General features: G+C 61.3%; 22 protein-coding genes, 1 pseudogene and 1 riboswitch. Of the genes and pseudogenes, 11 read left to right on the forward strand and 12 right to left on the reverse strand.

The genetic code is table 11. The annotated features are described in order from the left end of the window. Nucleotides 1-299: 299 nt before the first annotated feature. Entirely contained in the window at nt 300-686 is a 387-nt protein-coding gene (locus BFP93_RS00360) for an MAPEG family protein (RefSeq protein ID WP_065891543.1), read from the reverse strand. Nucleotides 687-889: 203 nt separating this feature from the next. Between BFP93_RS00360 and BFP93_RS00365 the strand changes: the two genes are divergently transcribed. Beyond that, a complete protein-coding gene (locus BFP93_RS00365; RefSeq protein ID WP_065885394.1) occupies nt 890-2,152 on the forward strand; it encodes a cation:proton antiporter in 1,263 nt (420 codons plus the stop codon). Here BFP93_RS00365 and BFP93_RS00370 read toward each other — a convergent pair. The 3 genes from BFP93_RS00370 to BFP93_RS00380 form a co-directional block, all read right to left on the reverse strand. Further along, entirely contained in the window at nt 2,146-3,033 is an 888-nt protein-coding gene (locus BFP93_RS00370) for a formate/nitrite transporter family protein (protein ID WP_065891544.1), read from the reverse strand. The genes BFP93_RS00365 and BFP93_RS00370 overlap by 7 nt on opposite strands. Before the next feature lie 71 nt (nt 3,034-3,104). After that, nucleotides 3,105-4,955 (reverse strand): patatin-like phospholipase family protein, encoded by a 1,851-nt coding sequence (locus BFP93_RS00375; protein WP_370737766.1) that lies wholly within the window; start codon nt 4,953-4,955, stop codon nt 3,105-3,107. Nucleotides 4,956-5,133: 178 nt separating this feature from the next. Then, on the reverse strand, nt 5,134-5,538 hold the full coding sequence (locus BFP93_RS00380; RefSeq protein ID WP_065885391.1) for an acyl-CoA thioesterase: 405 nt from the start codon (nt 5,536-5,538) through the stop codon (nt 5,134-5,136). Nucleotides 5,539-5,736: 198 nt separating this feature from the next. Then, nucleotides 5,737-5,842, forward strand: a riboswitch (S-adenosyl-L-homocysteine riboswitch). A gap of 21 nt (nt 5,843-5,863) precedes the next feature. Here BFP93_RS00380 and ahcY point away from each other — a divergent pair. The 6 genes and pseudogenes from ahcY (at nt 5,864) to BFP93_RS00405 (ending at nt 12,440) form a co-directional block, all read left to right on the forward strand. Continuing rightward, on the forward strand, nt 5,864-7,273 hold the full coding sequence (ahcY, locus tag BFP93_RS00385; protein WP_065885390.1) for an adenosylhomocysteinase: 1,410 nt from the start codon (nt 5,864-5,866) through the stop codon (nt 7,271-7,273). A 37-nt stretch (nt 7,274-7,310) separates the two neighbouring features. Beyond that, a pseudogene (locus tag BFP93_RS29515) lies at nt 7,311-7,400 on the forward strand (outer membrane lipoprotein carrier protein LolA); the annotation flags it as partial. 45 nt (nt 7,401-7,445) lie between these two features. Continuing rightward, nucleotides 7,446-8,291 carry a methylenetetrahydrofolate reductase [NAD(P)H] gene (gene metF, locus BFP93_RS00390; RefSeq protein ID WP_065891546.1) on the forward strand — a complete coding sequence of 282 codons (846 nt, stop codon included), beginning with the start codon at nt 7,446-7,448 and terminating at the stop codon, nt 8,289-8,291. Nucleotides 8,292-8,384: 93 nt separating this feature from the next. Then, nucleotides 8,385-9,467 carry a hypothetical protein gene (locus tag BFP93_RS00395; RefSeq protein ID WP_065891547.1) on the forward strand — a complete coding sequence of 361 codons (1,083 nt, stop codon included), beginning with the start codon at nt 8,385-8,387 and terminating at the stop codon, nt 9,465-9,467. Between the two features lie 63 nt (nt 9,468-9,530). Then, a complete protein-coding gene (locus BFP93_RS00400; RefSeq protein WP_065891548.1) occupies nt 9,531-10,334 on the forward strand; it encodes a substrate-binding periplasmic protein in 804 nt (267 codons plus the stop codon). Between the two features lie 222 nt (nt 10,335-10,556). Next, complete coding sequence (locus BFP93_RS00405) at nt 10,557-12,440, forward strand: DEAD/DEAH box helicase (protein ID WP_065885386.1); 1,884 nt, start codon at nt 10,557-10,559, stop codon at nt 12,438-12,440. Nucleotides 12,441-12,612: 172 nt separating this feature from the next. On the opposite strand, the gene BFP93_RS00410 is transcribed toward BFP93_RS00405, so the two are convergent. Both BFP93_RS00410 and BFP93_RS00415 read right to left on the reverse strand, forming a co-directional pair. After that, nucleotides 12,613-13,191: a YceI family protein gene (locus BFP93_RS00410; protein WP_065885385.1), complete on the reverse strand. Its 579-nt coding sequence runs from the start codon at nt 13,189-13,191 to the stop codon at nt 12,613-12,615. A 32-nt stretch (nt 13,192-13,223) separates the two neighbouring features. After that, complete coding sequence (locus BFP93_RS00415; RefSeq protein ID WP_065891549.1) at nt 13,224-13,775, reverse strand: cytochrome b; 552 nt, start codon at nt 13,773-13,775, stop codon at nt 13,224-13,226. A gap of 272 nt (nt 13,776-14,047) precedes the next feature. Here BFP93_RS00415 and BFP93_RS00420 point away from each other — a divergent pair, with 272 nt between their 5' ends. Next, nucleotides 14,048-15,454: an adenosylmethionine--8-amino-7-oxononanoate transaminase gene (locus tag BFP93_RS00420; protein ID WP_065891550.1), complete on the forward strand. Its 1,407-nt coding sequence runs from the start codon at nt 14,048-14,050 to the stop codon at nt 15,452-15,454. 142 nt (nt 15,455-15,596) lie between these two features. Next, nucleotides 15,597-16,316 carry a 16S rRNA (uracil(1498)-N(3))-methyltransferase gene (locus BFP93_RS00425; protein WP_065891551.1) on the forward strand — a complete coding sequence of 240 codons (720 nt, stop codon included), beginning with the start codon at nt 15,597-15,599 and terminating at the stop codon, nt 16,314-16,316. A 137-nt stretch (nt 16,317-16,453) separates the two neighbouring features. On the opposite strand, the gene BFP93_RS00430 is transcribed toward BFP93_RS00425, so the two are convergent. The 3 genes from BFP93_RS00430 to BFP93_RS00440 are packed head-to-tail and all read right to left on the reverse strand — an operon-like array spanning nt 16,454 to nt 18,965. After that, entirely contained in the window at nt 16,454-17,356 is a 903-nt protein-coding gene (locus BFP93_RS00430; protein ID WP_065891552.1) for a transporter substrate-binding domain-containing protein, read from the reverse strand. Nucleotides 17,357-17,380: 24 nt separating this feature from the next. Beyond that, nucleotides 17,381-17,731 (reverse strand): RidA family protein, encoded by a 351-nt coding sequence (locus BFP93_RS00435; RefSeq protein ID WP_065891553.1) that lies wholly within the window; start codon nt 17,729-17,731, stop codon nt 17,381-17,383. A gap of 10 nt (nt 17,732-17,741) precedes the next feature. After that, nucleotides 17,742-18,965: a D-amino acid dehydrogenase gene (locus BFP93_RS00440; RefSeq protein WP_065891554.1), complete on the reverse strand. Its 1,224-nt coding sequence runs from the start codon at nt 18,963-18,965 to the stop codon at nt 17,742-17,744. 108 nt (nt 18,966-19,073) lie between these two features. On the opposite strand from BFP93_RS00440, the gene BFP93_RS00445 reads away from it, so the two are divergent. Then, nucleotides 19,074-19,976 carry a LysR family transcriptional regulator gene (locus BFP93_RS00445; RefSeq protein ID WP_065891555.1) on the forward strand — a complete coding sequence of 301 codons (903 nt, stop codon included), beginning with the start codon at nt 19,074-19,076 and terminating at the stop codon, nt 19,974-19,976. Between the two features lie 46 nt (nt 19,977-20,022). On the opposite strand, the gene BFP93_RS00450 is transcribed toward BFP93_RS00445, so the two are convergent. Next, nucleotides 20,023-20,640, reverse strand: coding sequence for a PAQR family membrane homeostasis protein TrhA (locus BFP93_RS00450; RefSeq protein WP_065891556.1), 618 nt, complete (start codon nt 20,638-20,640; stop codon nt 20,023-20,025). Between the two features lie 141 nt (nt 20,641-20,781). On the opposite strand from BFP93_RS00450, the gene BFP93_RS00455 reads away from it, so the two are divergent. Next, the gene (locus BFP93_RS00455; RefSeq protein ID WP_065891557.1) at nt 20,782-21,696 is read left to right on the forward strand and encodes a LysR family transcriptional regulator; all 915 of its coding nucleotides are present in this window, start codon (nt 20,782-20,784) and stop codon (nt 21,694-21,696) included. 121 nt (nt 21,697-21,817) lie between these two features. Here BFP93_RS00455 and madM read toward each other — a convergent pair whose 3' ends face one another. Then, the gene (gene madM, locus BFP93_RS00460) at nt 21,818-22,582 is read right to left on the reverse strand and encodes a malonate transporter subunit MadM (protein ID WP_065891558.1); all 765 of its coding nucleotides are present in this window, start codon (nt 22,580-22,582) and stop codon (nt 21,818-21,820) included. Nucleotide 22,583: 1 nt separating this feature from the next. Then, nucleotides 22,584-22,988 carry a malonate transporter subunit MadL gene (gene madL, locus BFP93_RS00465; protein ID WP_065891559.1) on the reverse strand — a complete coding sequence of 135 codons (405 nt, stop codon included), beginning with the start codon at nt 22,986-22,988 and terminating at the stop codon, nt 22,584-22,586. Nucleotides 22,989-22,995 lie beyond the last annotated feature (7 nt).

A 22,995-nucleotide genomic window follows, 5' to 3' on the forward strand; every position in this document is an offset into this window, starting at 1 on the left:
AGCAGCCGTTACCGCAGAAACGGATATGTACTCAGTCTGATCCAGCATCCTGGTCGGCCCAGAGGCCGCCATCGGGGGCAAGCCCCCTCCCACAAGGGATCTGCGCTAACCGACTGGCATTGGGGCAAGCCCCCTCCCACAGGGGATCTGCGCCAACCGACTGGCATTGGGGCCAGCCCCCTCCCACAGGGGATCTGCGCCAACCGACCGGCATTGGGGCAAGCCCCCTACCACAGGGATCTGCGCTTAACCGACTGGCATTGCGGCCAGCCCCCTCCCGCAAGATTCCGCGTCAGGCTTCAGATCGAAACAAAGAAGAAACTCGCAATCAGCGCCATCCCCACAATCCACACCAGCGAACGCAACATCGCCCAGTCCGCCAGGTAGCAAATGATGTACAGCAGGCGGCTGGTGATGAACAGCACCGCCAACACATTGATCGTCACCAACTCGGCCGTACCGGCCAGATGGGCAATAATCACCGCCGCCGCAAAGGCCGGGGTCACTTCAAAGCTATTGAGCTGCGCATTGTGGGCACGCTTGGCAACGCCTCCGACCGTGTCCAGAAACGCGCGCGGGTCGCGGTTATGCCGCAGCTCAAACTTGCCCTCACTGAACTTGGCCACACCCGTACACAGGTACGGCAGAAATATCGCAATCAACACACACCAGAAAGCCACTGTCATCAGTCATTCCCTTTTAAGATTTATCAAGGCAGTCAAAGCTTCATCACCCATGTGCCAATCAGCCCCACCCACAAGCTATGAGCCGTGACCGGCCGAAAGGTTCTTTCAGGTAATTGCACCTGTTTATACTAAACGACTTCTTATACCAAACGACTTCGCGACGCACGCTGTGCGCCTCTACGTCCCCGCCCCAAGGACCCCGGATGCTTGAACTTGTTGCCGCCTTCATTTGCCTCACCACCCTGCTCACTTATGTGAACTTCCGTTTTATCGGCCTGCCGCCGACCATCGGCGTGATGGTCACTGCGCTGCTGTTTTCGTTGCTCCTGCAAGGCCTCAGTTTCATCGGCTACCCGGGCCTGGAGGAACGCATCCAGCAACTGATCGGCCAGATCGACTTCGGCGATTTGCTGATGAACTGGATGCTCTCGTTCCTGCTGTTCGCCGGCGCGTTGCACGTCAACTTGAGCGACCTGCGCAGCTACCGCTGGCCCATCGGACTGTTGGCGACCTTTGGCGTCTTGATCGCCACCGTCGTGATCGGCAGCCTGGCGTACTACATTTTTGCCCTGTTCGGCTGGCACGTGAGCTTCCTGTATTGCCTGTTGTTCGGCGCGCTGATCTCCCCCACCGACCCGATTGCGGTGCTGGGTGTGCTGCGTACCGCCAATGCGTCGAAGCCGCTGAAAACCACTATCGTCGGCGAATCGCTATTCAACGACGGCACAGCGGTGGTGGTGTTTACCGTACTGCTGGGCATCGCGCAGTTGGGTGAAACACCGACCCTGGGCGCCACCGCAATGCTGTTCGCCCATGAGGCGATTGGCGGCGTGGTATTCGGCGGGCTGATCGGTTACCTCGTGTACCTGATGATCAAGAGCATCGAACAACACCAGATCGAAGTCATGCTGACCCTGGCGCTGGTGATCGGCGGCTCGGCGATGGCCACCGAGTTGCACGTCTCGGCACCGATTGCGATGGTGGTGGCCGGCCTGATCATCGGCAACCTGGGGCGCAAGCTGGCGATGAACGACATGACGCGGCGCTATCTGGATGGTTTCTGGGAGTTGCTTGACGACATGCTCAACGCCTTGCTGTTCGCACTGATCGGCATGGAACTGCTGCTGCTGCCCTTCAACTGGCTGCACGTATTGGCGGCCAGCTTGCTGGCGGTGGCGATCCTGCTGTCACGCCTGCTGACCGTGGCCCCGGCGATCCTCCTGCTGCGACGCTGGCGCACGGTCCCGCGCGGCACTATCCGCATCCTCACCTGGGGCGGGTTGCGCGGCGGCGTCTCGGTAGCGCTGGCCCTGGCATTGCCGCTGGGCCCGGAACGCGACCTGCTGCTGAGCATCACGTATATCGTGGTGCTGTCGTCGATCCTGCTCCAGGGCCTGAGCATCGGCAAACTGGTCAAGCGCGTGACCCGGGGCGAACCCGAGGCCACGGCCGAAGAACATCACTGATCCTTGTCGACCTGCTGCGGATGCCTCGGGTCCGCAGCCTTCTTGCCCGGCAACCTGCCCTCACTGCGAATCTGTGCATGGCTGATCAATGCAAAGATAAAGCTGCCACCGATGATATTGCCGGCCAGGGTGGGGCCGGCAAATACCAGCCAGAAGTCATGCCACGACAGTTCACCGGCAAACACCAGGTATGACACTTCCGCCGAGCCCACCACGATGTGGGTGAAATCGCCCAACGCCATCAGGTAGGTGATCAGGATGATGATCCACATCTTGGCGCTTTCCATCGACGGAATCATCCACACCATGGTGGCGATCATCCAGCCGGAGACGATGCCTTTGGCGAACATCTGGCCGGCGTCGTTTTCCATGATCTTGCGCCCGATTTCGAGGAAGGCCATGTCGGTCTTGGTGTCGAATATCGGCAGGTGCAGCATCACGTAGGCCACCAGCAGGGTGCCACACAGGTTGCCCACCAGCACCACCGCCCACAGGCGCAACAGGCGCCCGGCATTGGCCAGGGTCGGCTTGCTCATCACCGGCAACACGGCGGTGAGGGTGTTTTCGGTAAACAGTTGCTGGCGCGCAAGGATCACCGCGAGGAAACCGGCGCAATAACCAAAGCTGGCGATGACCTTGAACGCTTCGCCGTCCGGCAGGCGCGAATTGAGCAATCCCATGGCCATCAGCGACAGGCCCATGGTCAGGCCGGCAGCCAGCGCAGACCACCACAACGCCGCGACGCTGCGCTCCAGTTCCTGGTCGCCCTGGGTACGGATGATTTCGTGCAGCACCGCCGCGCGGGGCGGCTGGTTTTCGTCTACGTCCTGCTGTTCTTCCTGCGACAGATTGGGGGTTTTACCTGCTTCGTCGGTGGCCATGATTATCCGGAGTCCAAGGGGGGCGTGTAGCTACGACACGCGGCCACCGTACCTGTTCAGTGGCCCCGCAACTAAACCGGAATCCTCCACGCCCTGGCCATTTGCACCGTGGTCGAACCGGACGCTTTATCCCATGGTTTATTACGTGCGCTATAGCGCTCGCCGAGGGTGTCGAGCACACGATTGAACTCGTTGGGCGTGGTAGCCCACCCCAAGTCTTGAGCCGTAAGATGGAGCAGTTCGACATTGGCCTCGGGTTGGCCGGGCCGAAACAACGAAGGGTAGATCACCTCCCGTGTGAAGTTGTCTGCCTTGATCGCAATATCGCGCACACCCATCTGGTCGACAGCGCCGACCAGGACTTTGGACACCGGCGGCGCACTGCCTGCGACCTGCCTGGCCGCCATTTGCAGCAATTGCTGAAAGTTGCGCTGATCGGCGCCATTGAGTCGCCCTGCCAACCAGTCGATTTGCTCAGGCCGTTGTACAAGGGCATCCAGGTTGCGCAGCGCTGATGAGATTTGCGGCGTAAACATCAACGTATCGTGGGCCTGATTCGCTTCGGTGATCGCCTGATCCAAGGCTTGCAACGCCTGCTGCGCGTTGCTTCTGAACGTCAGTACATCCGCAGCGTCCGCGTCTTTTTGCAGCGCCGACTGAACGCTGGCGAGCAGTCGATCATCCATGGCCAGCACGGCGTCATGCAGGCTTTGAAACCCATGATGCTCAAGGGCTGTGGAGCGGCGCTCCAAATGCATCTCCACCGCTTGACGCGCCTTGGCCTGCAAATGTTGCTTGTGCTCATCCTGCATAATGAAGTTGACGGTGCCGCCGAGCAGGCCGCGAAAATCACCTTCTTCGGTCTTCAGCGGCAGTGTGACGACTTGATCGGCAAACGCTTCGAGCTTTTTCTCCTGGAAGGCTTCAGCGGCCGAATGCGCAACACCGGTGACGCGATCGGCCACACTGCTGAGAAAGCTGCCGCTTCGCGCCGGTGTCTCGCTGGTGCTGGGCTCAAACTTGACGATCAACGCTTCAGGCTTGTTCAAGGGACTATCGGGAAATGACCTGTGCACCACACCCGGCGCCGGGGTATTGAGCAATAAGCCACCGTCCTTGAACGCGGTGATTTCACCTGAGGCCTGAAAGCCATGACCTTGTTCCACGGGGCTTTTGAACACCACCGGCAAGGAACCGGAAATATGCGCCGCCCGAGCGATGTCCATCTGTGGGGTCAGATCGGCATTGAACACCACCAACTGCGGGCGCTCGGCAAACATACCGGTGCCGGTGATACTCAGCTGCTTGATCGCGGGGATATACCGGTTCAACACCTCAAGGTCACCGAACGTCGGTGCGCTGCCGGCACTCAACTTGTCGGCAATCTTCATCACTTGCGCGGGCCGGGTGTCCCGAGGGCTTTGCGCGATATGCGCAAGCAGCGACCGGCGCGACTCATTTCGGATCATCTCCTCCAGAGGACAGGCTTCAGTTTGCAGGCGCGGCAACAATGTCACCAATAACTGAGACACATGGCCGACGGGACCGGGCAAGCGGCCGATGAGCGTGCCGAGTGTGCTACTGGCGTCCTGCATCCACGCCGTCACGGTATCCGTGCTGTTGAGCAGGCTCGGCAGATCAATGCTATCGCATAACCTGTCGAAGGCTGCCGCCCCCAAGCCACTGGCGATCAACGCCGCCGAAATCGCGCCGGCGGATGAGCCGCAAGCCAATTGGATGCCTTGCAGCTTTCCCGCCTGCTCAAGGGCCTGCACCACCCCCGAAAAAGCGATGCCCTTGGCTCCTCCGCCGCTGAGCACCAGGCTGGTGGCTGGCGCCGCCGACAAAATCACTTCGACCCGTCCCCGGTCATCACGCAGCAGCGTCACATTGCGCTCGCCCACCCCCTCCAGCAGAGGCATCTTGGCGCCGGGCGTGGCCGCCGACTTGACCTCGTTATCCAATGAGTGCTGAATCCGGGCACTTGAACTGAACACTTGCATACACAGGCTCTCCATAGGGTGTGAGCCTGAGTGATGAAAGCGTCTCGTGACGATCCGTACGGAATGATTTGGTAAAGCAAATCACACCGCTACGTCGTCACTCGGACAGACTGTCTTCCTTGAACTGATCCTTCACGTATCTGATTTCAGTGCGACCATGGGGCGCCGGCAGGCCATCTTCACCGAGGTTCACGAAGACCATTTTCTCCACGGTCAGGATGCTCTTGCGGGTGATCTTGTTGCGCACTTCACAGGTGAGGGTGATGGAGGTACGCCCGAACTCGGTGGCGGTGATGCCCAGCTCGATGATGTCGCCCTGGCGCGAGGCGCTGACAAAGTTGATTTCGGAAATGTACTTGGTCACGACGCGCTGGTTACCCAATTGCACGATCGCGTAGATAGCCGCTTCTTCGTCGATCCAGCGCAGCAGGCTGCCACCGAACAGGGTGCCGTTGGGGTTGAGGTCTTCGGGTTTTACCCATTTGCGGGTGTGGAAGTTCATGGTCACTCCAAAGCGTCTTGCGAAATGATGGGTAACATCATGGCAGAGCCCGGAGCCAAGCTCTATGAGCCATTGGCTATCACCCCCATGAGCGATCTTCATGCCGCCGACGGAAAGGCTTGGGAAGTGCCGCATACACGGCTATAATCGCCCCCGTTTCAAAACGGTCATCTTCAGTTGATACCGTTCTCCCGCCACCTGTCCGAGGGGCGCTGCAGCAGGCTTGGCCTGTCAGGCTCGGATGGGGCGTTGTCCGGCCTGGTCTTGCAGCTGGATACTAAACGCACAACGGCGCCCATTCGCACACTACGAATGGAGGCTCTTCATGAGCGCTGTCAACACGCCTGCAGATTTCACCGACTACAAAGTCGCCGACATGTCCCTCGCCGCCTGGGGCCGTCGCGAAACCTTTATCGCCGAATCCGAAATGCCAGCCCTGATGGGCCTGCGTCGCAAGTACGCCGCTGAGCAGCCGCTCAAGGGCGCGAAGATTCTCGGCTGCATCCACATGACCATCCAAACCGCCGTGCTGATCGAAACCCTGGTTGCCCTGGGTGCCGAAGTGCGTTGGTCGTCGTGCAACATCTTCTCGACCCAGGACCAGGCCGCTGCCGCTATCGCCGCCGCCGGTATCCCGGTATTCGCCTGGAAAGGCGAGACCGAAGAAGAGTACGAGTGGTGCCTGGAGCAAACCATCCTCAAGGATGGCGCGCCTTGGGATGCCAACATGATCCTAGACGACGGCGGCGACCTGACCGAGCTGCTGCACAAGAAGTACCCGCAGATTCTCGACCGCGTCCACGGCGTGACCGAAGAGACCACCACCGGCGTGCACCGTCTGCTGGACATGCTGGCCAAGGGCGAGCTGAAAATCCCGGCCATCAACGTCAATGACTCGGTGACCAAGAGCAAGAACGACAACAAGTACGGCTGCCGTCACAGCCTGAACGATGCCATCAAGCGCGGCACCGACCACCTGCTGTCGGGCAAGCAAGCCCTGGTCATCGGCTACGGCGACGTGGGCAAGGGTTCGTCCCAGTCCCTGCGCCAGGAAGGCATGATCGTCAAGGTGTCCGAAGTTGACCCAATCTGCGCCATGCAAGCCTGCATGGACGGTTTCGAACTGGTGTCGCCGTTCATCGACGGCATCAACGACGGTACCGAAGCGAGCATCGACAAGGCCCTGCTGGGCAAGATCGACCTGATCGTCACCACCACCGGTAACGTCAATGTCTGTGACGCGAACATGCTCAAGGCCCTGAAGAAACGCGCAGTGGTCTGCAACATCGGTCACTTCGACAACGAAATCGACACCGCTTTCATGCGCAAGCACTGGGCATGGGAAGAAGTGAAGCCGCAGGTCCACAAGGTTCACCGTACCGGCGCCGGTGATTTCGACCCGCAGAACGATGACTACCTGATCCTGCTGGCCGAAGGCCGCCTGGTTAACCTGGGCAACGCCACCGGTCACCCAAGCCGCATCATGGATGGCTCGTTCGCCAACCAGGTACTGGCGCAGATCTTCCTGTTCCAGCAGAAGTACGCCGACCTGTCGCCCGCCCAGAAAGCCGAGCGCCTGACCGTGGAAGTACTGCCGAAGAAACTCGACGAAGAAGTGGCCCTGGAAATGGTTCGCGGTTTCGGCGGCGTTGTGACCCAACTGACCAAGACCCAGGCCGACTACATCGGCGTGACCGTTGAAGGTCCGTTCAAGCCGCACGCTTATCGCTACTAAGTAATCAGCTCCACCTGCTCTACCTGTAGGAGCGAGCTTGCTCGCGAAGAACGCCAACGATGACGCAGCGCTTCTGGTTTACAGCGGCGCTCTCAGGTTCTTCGCGAGCAAGCTCGCTCCTACAGTGCAGGTGGGTTGCACAGTCGGCTTCCGAGTTTCAAAGGGTATTACCATGTCCCAAGACCGTCGCTACAGCTTCGAGTTCTTCCCGACCAAGACCGATGCTGGGCATGAAAAACTGATGGCCACCGCCAAGGTGCTGGCCAGCTACAACCCCGATTTCTTCTCCTGCACTTACGGCGCCGGCGGTTCGACCCGTGACCGCACGATCAATACCGTGCTGCAGCTGGAAAGTGAAGTCAACGTTCCCGCCGCTCCGCACTTGTCGTGCGTGGGCGACAGCAAAGCCGACCTGCGCGGCCTGCTGACCCAATACAAGGCCAGCGGCATCAAGCGCATCGTGGCCCTGCGTGGCGACCTGCCGTCCGGCATGGGCATGGCCAGCGGTGAGCTGCGCTACGCCAACGACCTGGTGAGCTTCATCCGCGAAGAAAGCGGCGATCACTTCCATGTCGAAGTGGCCGCATACCCGGAGATGCATCCCCAGGCGCGCAATTTCGAAGACGATCTCAAGAACTTCGTGCGCAAGGCCAATGCCGGCGCCAACAGTGCGATCACCCAGTACTTCTTCAACGCCGACAGCTACTTCTACTTCGTCGAACGTGTACAGGCCATGGGGGTGAACATCCCGATCGTGCCGGGCATCATGCCGATCACCAACTACAGCAAGCTGGCGCGCTTCTCCGACGCCTGCGGTGCCGAGATCCCACGCTGGGTGCGCAAGCAGCTGGAAGCCTATGGCGACGACGTCAAAAGCATCCAGGCGTTCGGTGAGCAGGTCATCACCGAGATGTGTGAGCAATTGTTGCAAGGTGGCGCGCCAGGGTTGCACTTCTATACCCTGAACCAGGCTGAACCCAGCCTGGCCGTCTGGAACAACCTCAAGCTGCCACGCTAAGGCTTGTCCGATGGTGCCAAGGCCCTCGTTCAGACGAGGGCCTTTGTCGTTTTACGTTGTCGTTTCAGGTATCCAAGGGGAACCCCGCAGTCCATGAATACAGTGCCTTCCACTTCCCGCCCGCAGCTGGTCTACCTGGTCTTCGGCGCCGAGACCTACCACCAGGAAGCGGTATTCAGCATCGCCAGCGCGTTGGCCTTCCTGCAAGACGACCCCGATGCGGCCGTGGACATCCAGGTATTCAGCGACAACCCCGAACCCTATCGCCTGCTGCCGGTAAGCGTGCGCCCCCTGGACGAAGCCACCCGCAAACGCTGGAGCGAACCCCACGGTTATCACTTTCGCACCAAGCACGTGGTGCTGCGCCAGGTGCTGCAGGAATCGCCGGTGGCGCTGCTGATCGACACCGACACGTTTTTTCACCGCTCCCCCCTGGCCTTGTTCGAGCGCGTGCAGCCGGGCACGCTGCTGTGCAACGCCTTCTACACCCGGTACGGCGACAACCACGAAAGCATTCTCTACACCGCGCTTCACCAGCGCCTGCTCGACATGGGCGTGGCCGATGACGACATGATGACCCTCAACTCCGGCGTGATGGGCCTGACCCAACAGGACGCGCACATCCTCGACCGTTCCATCGAGTTGATGGATGAACTGTTCCCCCATGCCCAGGGCGCCTACACCCTGGAAGAGTTCTGCCTGTCCATCGCCGCCTATCGCACGCTCAACGTGCGCGAGTGTCCGGACCTGATCCACCATTACTGGAGCCGCAAGCAGCTGTTTCGCGCCAAGGTCAAGGCCTGGATCGCCAAGCACGCCGCCGCGCCCACCAGTGCGCTGGCCCTGGCCGACACGCGCCAGGTCTCCGCCCACCTGCCGCGCCCGCCGCGTTTGCAGCGCACGCTGTACAAGCTGATTACCCTGTTGTTGCCCAGGCACCAGCAGCAGTTCATCCGCGAGATTCTCTACGGTTGCTATGAACACGAAAACGAGTTCGACCAGGCCTGTGGCCCGGTTTGGTGGGACAAGGCGCGACAAAACCAGGAAGAGCGCCAGCAGCGTCCGATTGACGCGCACCAGCTCGAACACTGGTTCGCCAACCCGGTGGTGCGCCTGATTCTCGGCGAGCGCCGTGCCGCGATCCATGCCCACCTGATGGACGCACCGGCAAAATAAGCCCGCCCGCCAAAGCGCGTGCCAGAGCTTCTCTTTATGCCGGGAGCGTCGTAACCTCCGGGTATGCCCGTCACTTTCAAGTTGTTGATCGCTGCGCTTTTCACTTGCCTGAGCCTGGCGGCCCATGGCGAGAAATTGCGCATTGTCACCGAGCCATGGGCGCCCTACGTCTACGACGACAACGGCACCATGCGTGGCCTGGACTATGAAACCACGGTGGTCGTGTTCCAGCGCCTCGGTGTGGATGTGCAATGGCAGTTCCTGCCCTGGAAGCGTTGCCTGGCCATGCTCGACCAGGGCCACGCCGACGGCGCGCTGGATATTTTCCACAGCCACGAGCGCGACGCCTTGCTGCTCTACCCCAGCGAACCGTTGTCGGCGGTCGAGTTCGTGCTGTTCTATGCCAACGAGCGCCCTCACCCCGCCGAAACCCTCGACGACCTGCGCGGCCTGACCGTCGGCGTCTCGCCCGGTTACCTGTATGGCGAGGCATTCAGTGCCTCCAACGCGTTCGCGCGTGAACCGGCCCCCAGCCATGAAGCCAACTTCGGCAAGCTCATGCTGGGGCGCATCGACATGGTGGTCACTGACCGTCGCGTGGGGCAGCACTTGATCAAACAATTGGGCCTGGAGGGCAAGGTCAGCCAGGCGTCCGTGGTGGTCAGCCGCCAGCCGCAGTTTCTTGCCGTACGCCGTGGCGCGGGCATGGATTTGCTGGTCCAGCGCTTCGCCGCCGAGCTCAGGCGCTTCAAGCAAGAGCCGGCCTATGCCGCGTTGAGCGCCAAATACGGCGGTATCCAGGCACAAACGACCCCGATCAACGCGTTCGATTACACCGTTGAGCAGCAGGAAAGCAGCGCGCAGTGATTGCTCTGTTATACTCCGGCCTTTCCGCCAGGCTTACGCCCGGCCGCTCGGGTCTTGAAAAAGGCACCCAACCCCGCTACAGCGCAGCTTTGCAGCCCGCGCGAGCCGGTGGAGTGCCCGCCAGACACAGCAGGACCGGACGGGATTACGCTCCCCTAAGCGCCATTCACGCCCGGCAAGATTATCCCTTTGGGCCAAGCCCTAACTAAAACAGGATTACTCATGTCCTTTGCTTCCCTCGGTCTCTCCGAGGCTTTAGTCCGCGCCATCGAGGCAGCGGGCTATACCGAGCCTACTCCGGTGCAACAGCGGGCCATTCCCGCCGTGTTGCAAGGTCGCGACCTGATGGTTGCGGCGCAGACAGGTACCGGTAAAACCGGTGGTTTCGCCCTCCCGATTCTGGAGCGGTTGTTCCCCAACGGTCACCCGGACAAATCCCAGCGTCACGGCCCGCGCCAACCGCGCGTACTGGTCCTGACCCCCACCCGCGAACTCGCCGCCCAAGTGCACGACAGCTTCAAGCTGTATGCCCGCGACTTGAAGTTCGTCAGCGCCTGCATCTTCGGCGGCGTCGGCATGAACCCTCAGGTTCAGGCCATGTCCCGTGGTGTCGACGTGCTGGTGGCATGCCCGGGTCGTTTGCTCGACCTGTGCGGCCAGGGCAGCGTCGATTTGTCCCACGTGGAAATCCTCGTGCTGGACGAAGCCGACCGCATGCTCGACATGGGCTTTGTCCATGACGTGAAAAAAGTGCTCGCCCGCCTGCCGGCCAAACGTCAGAACCTGCTGTTCTCGGCAACGTTCTCCCAGGACATCACTGCCCTGGCCGGCAAGTTGCTGCACAACCCGGAGCGCATCGAAGTCACGCCGCCCAACACCACGGTCGAGCGTATCGAACAACGGGTCTTCCGCCTGGCCGCCAGCCACAAGCGCTCGCTGCTGGCGCACCTGATCACCCACGGCGCGTGGGAACAGGTGCTGGTGTTCACCCGCACCAAGCACGGCGCCAACCGCCTGGCCGAGTACCTGGACAAGCATGGCCTCACCGCCGTTGCCATCCACGGTAACAAGAGCCAGAACGCACGCACCAAGGCCCTGGCTGACTTCAAGGCCGGTTCCGTACGCATCCTGGTCGCCACCGATATCGCCGCCCGCGGCCTGGACATCGACCAACTGCCGCACGTGGTCAACTTCGAGCTGCCCAACGTCGATGAAGACTACGTGCACCGTATCGGCCGCACAGGCCGTGCCGGTCGTTCGGGCGAGGCCATTTCCCTGGTCGCGCCGGACGAAGAAAAACTGCTCAAAAGCATCGAGCGCATGACCAAGCAGAAAATCGCCGACGGCGACCTGATGGGCTTCGATGCCAGCACCGTGGAGGCCGAAAAGCCAGAAGCGCGCGAGCGTCCGGACGTGCGTAACCCACGCAACCCACGTGGTCCGAAGGGCGATGGCCCGAACGGCGGCGGTGGTGGCGGTGGTCGTCGCGACAAGGGCAAGGACAAGGGCAAGGAAAAAACCGCGACCAGCAGCCGTGGCGAACGCCCGGCCCGCGAGCAGAAGCCACGTGAAGGCACCCCGGCCCGCGAACAGCGCCAGCCGAGCCAGCCGCCACGTGCTGCCGCCGATCGTGCTCCGGACGAATTCCTCGACGACGATGTGGATAACTTCGGTAACCGCGTCGACTACGTGCCACAGGCCAAGCCTGCACAGGGTCGCGGCCGTCGCCCAGGTGCACCGGCACAAGGCGCAGGCGCAGCCGCTCCACGTGGCGGCCAGCCACAGGGCGCTCGTCAGAATGGCCCACGCAACAGCAGCGGCGGCACCACCGGTACGCCGCCGGCCAAGCGCAGCGGCCCGCGTAACGGTGCACCGCGTGACGGTCAGGCCCGTCGCGAAGACTCGCGCAGCAACAACCGCCGCCCGGCCCGTGACGAGCAGCCACGTTCGTCCGAGCCAGCAGTGCAAAACCCGCGTGGCGGCCCGGCGCCGAAAATTATCCACAAGGAGTCGAAAGCGGATCGCTTCCCGACACCCGAGCAGTTGGATCAATTGCCTGGCCGTCCTCGTGGTGAGAAACCAGCGCTGCTGACCCGCAACCGCTGAGTTTCAAAGCGCCATAAAAAATGCCCCGCCTCTTTCGAGACGGGGCATTTTTTTGCTTTTAAACTGTAGGAGCGAGCTTGCTCGCGAAGAACTCACAGACACCGCGTACATCCAGGTTTCACGCGTCATCGTTGACGTTTTCGCGAGCAAGCTCGCTCCTACATACCAAGCATTACTTCTGCTTCACGCCTTCCAGCGTGATGTCCAGGTCGACAGTCTGCGAAGTCGGGCCTGGGCCTTTCACGCCGAAGTCGTTCAGGTCGATCGTGGTCTTGGCGTTGAAGCCGGCACGTTCGCCGCCCCATGGATCCTTGCCTTCACCGTTGAAGGTGGCCTTGAAGGTCACCGGCTTGGTCACGCCGTGGAAGGTCAGGTCGCCGGTCACGTCAGCGGTCTTTTCGCCGGTGGGTTTAACGGCGGTGGACACGAACTTGGCGTCGGCAAACTTGGCCACGTCGATGAAGTCTTTGCTGGCGATGTGCTTGTCACGTTCAGCGTGGTTGGACCACAGGCTGGCGGTTTTCACGTCGACGGCGATTTTGCTGGCTTCAGGCTTGGCTGCGTCCCAGCTGAAAGTGCCATCCCAGTCCTTGAAGGTACCGTAAATGTAGCTGTAGCCCAGGTGGCTGATTTTCCAATCGATGAAGGCGTGCTGGCCTTCCTTGTCGATCTTGTAGTCAGCAGCCATTACCTGGCCGGCGGACAGCAGGGCGGTACCGATTGCCAAAGCGGCGAGTGTCTTCTTCAACATGTTTTCTATTCCTTGTGAGTCGAGGTTGAACATCAGGCTTTGCGCCCCAGCATTCGCGTCAGGGTCGCATCACGATCGATAAAATGGTGTTTCAGTGCCGCCACGCCGTGCAAGCCGGCGAACACCACCAGCACCCAGGCCAGGTACAAATGCACCCAGCCGGCGGTATCTGCCTGGTCCGGTAGACCGGAAACCACGGCAGGAATTTCAAACAGGCCAAACACCGGAATACCGACACCGTCTGCGGTGGAAATCAGGTAACCGGCAATCATCACGGCAAACAACCCGAGATACAGGAACGCGTGACCAAACGCGGCGCCGATGCGGGTCAGGCGACTGTAGCTGGCCAACGGCGGCGGCGGCGGGCTGACCAGGCGCCAGACAATGCGTACCAGCATGATGGCGAACAGCGTGATGCCAATGCTCTTGTGCAGGTCCGGCGCGTCTTTGCGCCAGGCGCTGTAGTAATCGAGGCCGACCATCCACAGGCCCAGGGCGAACATTCCAAACACCACCAGGGCCACGCCCCAGTGCAAAACCATGCTGACCCAGCCATAGCGGGCCGGTGAGTTGCGTAGCTGCATGTACTTAATCCCGTAAGAACTGTGCCCAAGACTAGCGTTTTACCTATCGAATTAAAGCGGAAAATTTCGCTTTGAAATATCGAGAAATACGATCTGAAGGCTATGCATCATAAATTAACAAGGGATTAAGACTATTCCCAACAAACGTGACAGACCGTCCTGCATTTACCGCGAATTTCCCCACAATGGCTTGTGACCCACGCCACCATTGCATAGGCTTGCGCGATTGTTTCGCCTGCACAGGTTGCAGGACCGCTTCGAGGAGATGACCGATGGGCTTGAATAACCAGTGGATGCAACGCGACCTCGCGGTGCTGTGGCATCCCTGCACCCAGATGAAAGACCACCAGCAACTGCCCGTTGTGCCGATCAAGCGCGGTGAAGGCGTATGGCTGGAAGACTTCGAAGGCAAGCGCTACCTCGATGCCGTCAGTTCCTGGTGGGTCAACGTGTTCGGCCACGCCAACCCGCGCATCAACCAGCGCATCAAGGACCAGGTCGACCAGCTGGAGCATGTGATCCTCGCCGGTTTCAGCCACCAGCCGGTGATCGAGCTGTCCGAACGCCTGGTGGCCATGACGCCCGCAGGCCTGACCCGCTGCTTCTACGCCGACAATGGCTCGTCGTGCATCGAAGTCGCGCTGAAGATGAGCTTCCACTACTGGCTCAACCGTGGCCTGCCGAACAAAAAGCGCTTCGTCACCCTGACCAACAGCTACCACGGCGAAACCATCGCCGCGATGTCGGTGGGTGACGTGCCGCTGTTCACCGAAACCTACAAGGCGCTGCTGCTCGACACCCTCAAGGTGCCGAGCCCCGACTGCTACCTGCGCCCCGAGGGCATGAGCTGGGAAGAACACTCGCGCACGATGTTCCTGGCGATGGAACAGACCCTGGCCGAACACCACGACAGCGTCGCTGCCGTGATCGTCGAGCCGTTGATCCAGGGCGCCGGTGGCATGCGCATGTATCACCCGGTGTACCTCAAACTGCTGCGCGAAGCCTGCGACCGTTATGGCGTGCACCTGATCCACGACGAAATCGCCGTGGGCTTTGGTCGCACCGGCAGCATGTTCGCCTGCGAACAGGCCGGCATCCGCCCGGACTTCCTGTGCCTGTCCAAGGCCCTGACCGGCGGCTACCTGCCGCTGGCCGCCGTGGTCACCACCGATGACGTGTACGACGCCTTCTACGACGACTACCCGACCCTGCGCGCCTTCCTGCACTCCCACAGCTACACCGGCAACCCGCTGGCGTGCGCGGCAGCGTTGGCGACCCTGGATATCTTCGAAGAAGACAACGTGATCGAAAACAACAAGGCCCTGGCCCAGCGCATGGGCAGCGCCACGGCCCATCTGGTGGACCACCCGCACGTGTCGGAAGTGCGCCAGACCGGCATGGTGCTGGCCATCGAGATGGTGCAGGACAAAGCGACGAAGACCCCCTACCCCTGGCAGGAACGCCGAGGCCTGAAGGTGTTCGAGCATGCCCTGGAGCGTGGCGCGTTGTTGCGACCGCTGGGCAGCGTGGTGTATTTCCTGCCGCCGTATGTGATTACGCCGGAACAGATTGATTTCCTTGCCGAGGTTGCGAGTGAAGGCATCGATATCGCCACCAACAGCAAGGTCAGCGTTGCCGTGCCGAAGGATTTTCACCCAAGTTTCCGTGATCCGGGATAGTGTCCAAAATCCCTATAGGAGCGAGCTTGCTCGCGAAGGTATTCCAGGCACATTACGGCGTCGGGTATACGTTTTTCGCGAGCAAGCTCGCTCCTACAGAAAGACAGAACGTGTGTATGCATAATTTTTCCAGAGAACAGACATGAGACTGTCCCGCTTTTTCACCGACACCCCGCTGAGCCTCGGCGACCTTGAGCTGCCCGAAGCCCAGGCGCATTACATCAGCCGTGTGTTGCGCATGGTCGAAGGCGACGCCGTGCAACTGTTCGACGGCTCCTGCCAGGAGTTTCTCGGCACCCTGCTGGAAGTCGGTAAAAAACGCGTCACCGTGCAACTGACGCAACGCTTCAACGGCCAGGCCGAATCGCCGCTGCACATCCACCTGGGGCAAGGCCTTTCCCGAGGCGAACGCATGGACTGGGCGATCCAGAAAGCCACCGAACTGGGGGTCAACGCCATCACCCCGATTTTCAGCGAGCGCTGCGAAGTGCGCCTCAAGGACGAACGCGCCGACAAACGCCTGCTGCACTGGCGCCAGGTGGCGATCAGCGCCTGTGAGCAATGCGGGCGTTCAACGGTGCCGGTGATTCACCCGCCGCTGTTGCTGGCGGACTGGTTGAAACAGACCGAGGCGGATTTGAAGCTGGTGCTGCACCCGGTGGCCGAGCCGATGGTCAGCCATGCCAAGCCTTCAAACCTGGCCTTTCTGATCGGCCCTGAAGGCGGTTTGACCGACGGCGAAGTCGACACCGCCCAAGGCGCCGGCTTCCACGCCGCCCGCCTCGGCCCACGGGTTCTGCGCACTGAAACCGCCCCGGTGGTGGCGCTGGCCGTGGCTCAGCAACTGTGGGGCGACTTCTAACACTCCCAGTGATCGTTCCCACGCTCTGCGTGGGAATGCCGCCTGTAACGCTCTGCGTTACGACGTTAAATGCGGACGCGGAGCGTCCAGGGATGCATTCCCACACGGAGCGTGGGAACGATCTTGGGTAGCACTTCTTACTCCACCGGGTCGCTGACCGGCTTGGCGATAATCGCTTTCAACTCACTGGTCATCGGGAATTCCAGGTTCAGGCCCTTGGGCGGAATGGGTGACTCAAACCAGCGCCGGTAAATCCCGTTGATCTCCCCACTGCGATAAAGGTCGCCAAGTGTCTCGTTGACTACCGCAAGAAACTGCGGATCGTCCTTGCGCACCATGCAGCTGTAGATTTCCCGCGACTGCTCCTCCCCCACCACCACCCAATTGTGCGGATCCTTGGCCTTGGCGCGCTCGCCGTAAAGCAACGCGTCATCCATATAGAACGCCGCTGCACGGCCGGTCTCGAGCATCTTGAAGGCTTCGCCATGGTCCTTGGCGCTGATCACGAACATATTGGCCTTGTGCTCGGCGTTGTAGCTTTTGAGGAAACGCTCGTTGGTGGTACCCGCGGTGGTCACCACGTTCTTGCCCGCAAGATCAGCAAAGCCTTGGATACCACTGTCCCTGGCCGTCAGCAATTGCCCCTTCACGTAGATAAACCCGTAGGAAAACGCCACCTGCTTCTGCCGTTCGGCGGTCACCCCGGTAGAACCGCATTCCAGGTCGACAGTGCCGTTTTGCACCAGCGGGATACGGGTTTGGGAGGTCACTAAGTTGTACTTCACATTGAGCGTGCCCACCCCGATTTTCTGCTGGATGCGCTCGACGATCTTATCTGCCAGCTCCACCGAGTAACCCATGGGTTTGCCACTGTTATCCCCCACGTAGGAAAACGGCACCGACGCATCGCGATAGCCCAATGTGATGGACTTGGCGTTAGCGATCTTGCCCAGCGTGCCGTCCAACGGCGCTTGGTTCGCATGGGCTTGTGCGCCCAGCAAAAGCGCCAGGGTGCAGCCGGTCAACAGGATTTTTTTCATTGTTATTCTCCGTTGGTTTTTCGATTATTTACGTACAGCAATCACGCTGATTTCCACCAGCACACTCGGCCGCGCCAGTTCCGCTTGAAGGGTCGTGCGCGTCGGCGCCATGCCCGGTGAAAGCCAGGCGGACCACACCTCGTTCATCGGTGCAAAACCGCTGCCGATATCTTTCAAATAGATCGTTGCGTTGAGCAGATGATCCTTATCGCTGCCCGCCTGGGCCAGCAGCGCATCGATCCTGGTCAGCACCTCCTGGGTTTGTGTCGCCACGTCCTGGCCATCACCGGGCACTTGGCCCGAGAGGAAAACCAGGTCCTTGAAGGTCACTGCGCCCGAGAGGCGCTCATTGCTGCAGATTCGGGTGATGGTCATCCATACATCCTCATGCGGCGCGGGGCGCAAGGCCCTGCATATCAATGGAAGGCGCGTGTTGCCCGATCAACTCAGCCAGCAACTGGCCGCTGCCGCAGGCCAGGGTAAAACCAAGGGCGCCGTGGCCCAGGTTCAGCCACAGGTTGCGATACACACTGGCACCAATCAGCGGCACGCCAGTGGGGGTGGCCGGGCGCATACCCGCCCACTCCAACGCATGGGCGTAATCGCCAGCCTGCGCAAATGTCTCCAGTGCCTGGCGTTTCATCAGCGCCAGGCGCTTGGGTTCAAGGCTGGCGTCGAAGCCGACGATATCCACCATGGCCGCCACCCGCAGTTGTTCGCCGATGCGCGCATAGACGATCTTGCGGTCGTAGTCGGTAATGCTCACGTTCGGCGCCTGGTGCTGCGCGCCAATCGGCACACTGAGGCTGTAACCCTTGAGCGGGTAAAGCGGCAGCGGCACACCCAACTCGGCGCTGCGATAACCGGCCGCCAGTACCAGATGCTCGACCGGCACCACCTCAGCGCCCAATTCGATAGCCTGCACCGCACCGTCAGCGTGGCGAATGCCGGTGACCTTGCGCCCCAGCAAAAAGCGGCAGCGCCCGGACGCTTCAAGCCGCGCCGCCAAGCGCTGGCAGAAAGCATGACAATCAGCCACCTCCTCATTCGGCGTGTAGATCCCGCCGACAAAACCACCGCCCGCCAGCGCCGGCTCCAGGCGTGCGCAATCGGCGGCCGACAGCACCTGCTGTTGAAGGATATCGGTGACCTTGCTGCGAGCATGCGCAAATGAGCTGGCGTTGCGGAAGGTGACCAGTTTGCCGTTGCGCCGCCAATCGAAGCCGTCCAGGTGATCATCCTCGCGCCATTGCTGCAACGTGTGCTGGCTCAGGGAGGCAAGTCGCAGCAGGTGGGCGGCATTGCGTGTGTTCACCGAGCTACGGCATGCACCGAGGAACGCGGCCATCCAGCGCCATTGCTGAGGGTCGAGGCGTGGGCGCAGCTTTAACGGCGAGTCACCGCGCAACAGCCAACCGATGGCCTGAAGCGGCACGCCGGCATCGGCCAGCGGCGCCACGTAGCGATAGGACAACTGCCCGCCATTGGCAAAGCTGGTTTCACTGCCCAGGGTCTCGCGCGCGTCGATCACCGTCACCTCGTGGCCCGCACGCACCAGCGCATACGCGCTCGCCAGACCAATCACCCCACCCCCAATGATGTGCACCATTCCCGCCGCCCGCCGCTGAATCAAGAGGCCTCAAGCCTAGGGGCAGGTGACAGGCCACCGACAATGAATAAAGATGGGTCACCTATAAACAAAGGTTATGGACTTGCCATGCGCTTGCGTCATATCGAAATCTTCCAGGCCATCCGCCAGACCGGCTCCATCAGCGCCGCCGCGCAGTTGTTGCATGTCTCGCAACCGGCGGTGACCAAGGTGTTGCAGCACGCCGAATTGCAGTTGGGCTTTGCGCTGTTCCTGCGCGTGCGCGGCAAATTGCAGCCCACGCCGGAAGCGCTGGCGCTGGAGAGTGAAGTCGAGAAAGTCACCGCAAGCCTGCAAGGCGTGCGGCGCCTGGCCAAAAGTTTGCGCCACATGCCGGGACAAAGCATACGGATTGGCGCAATCCCGGCGCTGGCCCTGTCCCTGCTGCCACCGGCAATTCTGGAATGGACGCGCGATTACCCGGACATGGCCTGCGAACTGTCCAGCGACCATAGCCGCGAGTTGGTGCAAAAGCTGTTGATGCGCGAGATCGACCTGGCGCTGACGCTCAACTTCTCCGGCCATCCCGGGCTGACTACCCAAGTGCTGGCCAACGGTGTACTGGTGGCGCTGGCGTCCAAAGGCTATTGGCCGGATGCCGAACGGCATCAGCCCTTGCCGTTGGCCGAGCTGGCCGGAGCGCCGTTGATCGGCCTGTCCAGCGCCGACCCGCTGGCGGCGAAGCTGGGCAGCTACCTGGAAAATATCGACCCGCCGCCACGGGTGACGATCTCGGTGCAAACCTATTCCCTGGCGCGTGCGATGGTCGAATCCGGCGCGGGCCTGACCGTGATCGATCCGTTCACCGCGCTGGGTGCCTCAACGGCCACCACCCAGATCCGCACGCTCACCCCACCGCTGCCCATCACCCTCTACGCCCTGACCCGCGCCAACGAGCCACCGCCGCATATGCTGGCCAAGCTGCTGGAGATTTTCGGCAGTCGAGCCTGTGAACTGTTGGCACGTCTCTAAGAACACCCTGGGTCCAATGTGGGAGGGGGCTTGCCCCCTCCCACATTCAAAGCACGTAATGCATGATCGCCACAAAATGCAGCAGGCTGCCGCCAATCACAAACAAATGCCAGATCCCATGGGAGTGCCGCAGGCGTTCCTCCAAGGCAAAAAAGATGATGCCGACGGTGTACAACACCCCGCCCGACGCCAGCCAGATAAACCCTGCGGTGCCCAGCGCGGCGAGCAGCGGCTTGACCGCCACCAGCACGATCCAGCCCATCACCGCATAGATTACGATGGATAGAATCCGCGCCTCGGAGCGCGGCTTGATCTCCTGCAAAATGCCGATCACCGCCAGCCCCCACACAATCCCGAACAGCGTCCAGCCCCACGGCCCGTGCAGCGTCACCAGGCAAAACGGGGTGTAGCTGCCGGCGATCAACAGGTAGATCGAAAAGTGATCGACCTTCTGCATGATCTCTTTTCGCCGCCCCCGCACGCTGTGGTACACCGTCGAGGCGCTGTACAGCACGATCAGCGTAAAGCCATAAATCGCCACGCTGACGATCTTCCAGGGGCTGCCATCCAGGCTCGCCACCACCAACATCCACACAGCGCCCATGCACGCCGCGACAGCACCGAGCAAATGGCTCCAGGCGTTGAATCGTTCTCCGTGGTACATCTGTCACCGACCTCCTAACTCCAAGCGCACGCGGACAAGCGTCCAGCCTTGCGCATCAGAGTGCAAGCGCGTTATGACGTTCCGACGACGCCGCGCCGTTTTGCGGGCACAATCGAGGGCATGTGAACCAGAGCCACGGCCATGTTGATCGACGAAGAATTCACCCTCAAAAAGCTGGAAATCTTCCTGGCATTCATGCGCACCGGCAACCTGGCCCGCGCCGCCGCCGAATTGCAGACCAGCAACGTCAGCGTGCACCGCGCCATTCATTCGCTGGAAAATGCACTGCGCTGCCCGCTGTTCAAACACGAGGGTCGCAACCTGACGCCGCTGGAAAGCGCCTACGTACTCGAAGAGCGCGCGCAGAAGCTGGTGGCCGACGTGGTCGACAGCGTGCGCCTGACCCGCGAGGCCGCAGGTTTCTCCGCCGAACGCTTCAAGCTCGGCTCGCTGTACTCGCTGACGGTCAAGACCGTGCCGCAACTGATCATGGGCCTGAAAATCCGTCGCAGCGAACTGAATATCGACCTGATCCTGGGCTCCAATTTCGACCTGCTCTACAAGCTCAAAAACATGGAAGTGGACGCGATCCTTATCTCCCTGGATGAGCACGCCAACGACCCCGACTGCGAACAGATCGCGCTGTTTACCGACGACATTTTCCTCGCCACTCCGGCCGAATCACCGTTCGACCGCGAACAGGAAATTGACCTGGCCGACGTGCGCGACGCCACCTTCATCACCCTCACCCAGGGCTTCGCCACCCATCAGGATGGCAACCGGGTATTCAAGCAGGCGGGGTTCGAGCCCAAGGTGGCGATGCAGGTCAATGACATCTTCACGCTGCTGAGCATGGTCAGCTCGGGGGTGGGTTATGCGCTGTTGCCGGGGCGGATCGCGGCGGTGTACGAGAACCGCGTGAAGCTGATACCGCTGCAGCCCAGGTATCGGTTGCAGCAGCATATCGGCGTGGTGTTCCTGAAGGCCAAGGAGCGCGATCCGAACTTGCTGGCGTTGTTGGCGGAGTGTCGGATGTATGCCAATCGCCAGGCTTGAGATCGCTATCGGGGGCAAGCCCCCTCCCACAGTTGACCGAGTTCCACCATGAGAATGCGGTCAACATGTGGGAGGGGGCTTGCCCCCGATGGCGCCCGACCAAACACCACCATCTCCAAAACTAACCGACCAACCCCCGCACAATGAAGTACAGCAACGAAGGCCCAAGCAGGCAGCCCAACCCGGTATGAAACGTCGCCGTCAGCGCGCCATACGGCACCAACCGCCGATCCGTCGCCGCCAGCCCCGCCGTCACCCCGCTCACGGTGCCGGCCAGGCCCCCGAACACCATCGCCGAGCGCGGGTTGTCCAGGCCCATCCAGCGCGCCGCCACCGGCGTGCCGACCATCACCAGGATCGCCTTGATCAACCCGGTGGCAATCGACAGCGCCATCACATCCGAGGTCGCGCCAATCGCCGCGCCGGTCACCGGGCCGACGATGTAGGTCACGGCGCCCGCGCCGATGGTGGTCATGCTGACCGCATCGCGATAGCCGAAGGCCCAGGCCATGCTCGCACCGACGATGAACGGCAGGATCGTGCCCAGCAGCAGGGCAATCACCCCGATCATCCCGGCTTTGCGCGCCTCGGTGGCCTGCACTTCAAACGCCGTGGCAACGATGGCGAAATCCCGCAACATCGCGCCGCCCATCAGGCCGATACCGGAGAACAGTGCCAGGTCCGCCAGGCCCTTCTGCCCGCCCGTAATGGTGCCGCCGACCCAGGCCAGCACCAGGCCGATGACGATGGCAATCGCCGAGCCATGGATGCGCCCGAACGTCAGGCGCTTGGACAGCACCACCGAAATCCACATCACCACGCCCACAAAGGCGAACGCGGTGATCAGGCCATTGTGCTCCAAACCTTTTTCGATGAGGTCCCACATATCAGCGACCTCCTGCAGCGAGGATCAGCGGCTCTTCGGGCGGCAAAGGCTCGCCCCTGTGCGTGCGGCTGATCAAGGCAATGGTGCAACCACACACCACCACCGAACCGATGGCCGCCAGCACCGCCACCGGGCCGCCATGCAAGGCGGTGACCACGTTCTGCTGCGCGGCCATCGCCACCACCACGGGGATGTACATGGCGCCCCAGAAGCCCACGCCCATCTCGCAGTCCTTGGTCATGCCGCCGCGCTTTTGCATCCACAACCGCGCGCAGATCAGCAGGATCATCGCGATGCCCACGCCGCCCACATTGGATTTGACCCCCAGCAACACGCCGAGCATGTCGCCCATGATCACGCCCGCGAGCGTGCAGATCGCCAGCAATGCCACACCGTAAATAATCATTGTTGTT

Source organism: Pseudomonas sp. 44 R 15 (assembly GCF_900004965.1).
Classification (GTDB): Bacteria; Pseudomonadota; Gammaproteobacteria; order Pseudomonadales; family Pseudomonadaceae; genus Aquipseudomonas; species Aquipseudomonas orientalis_A.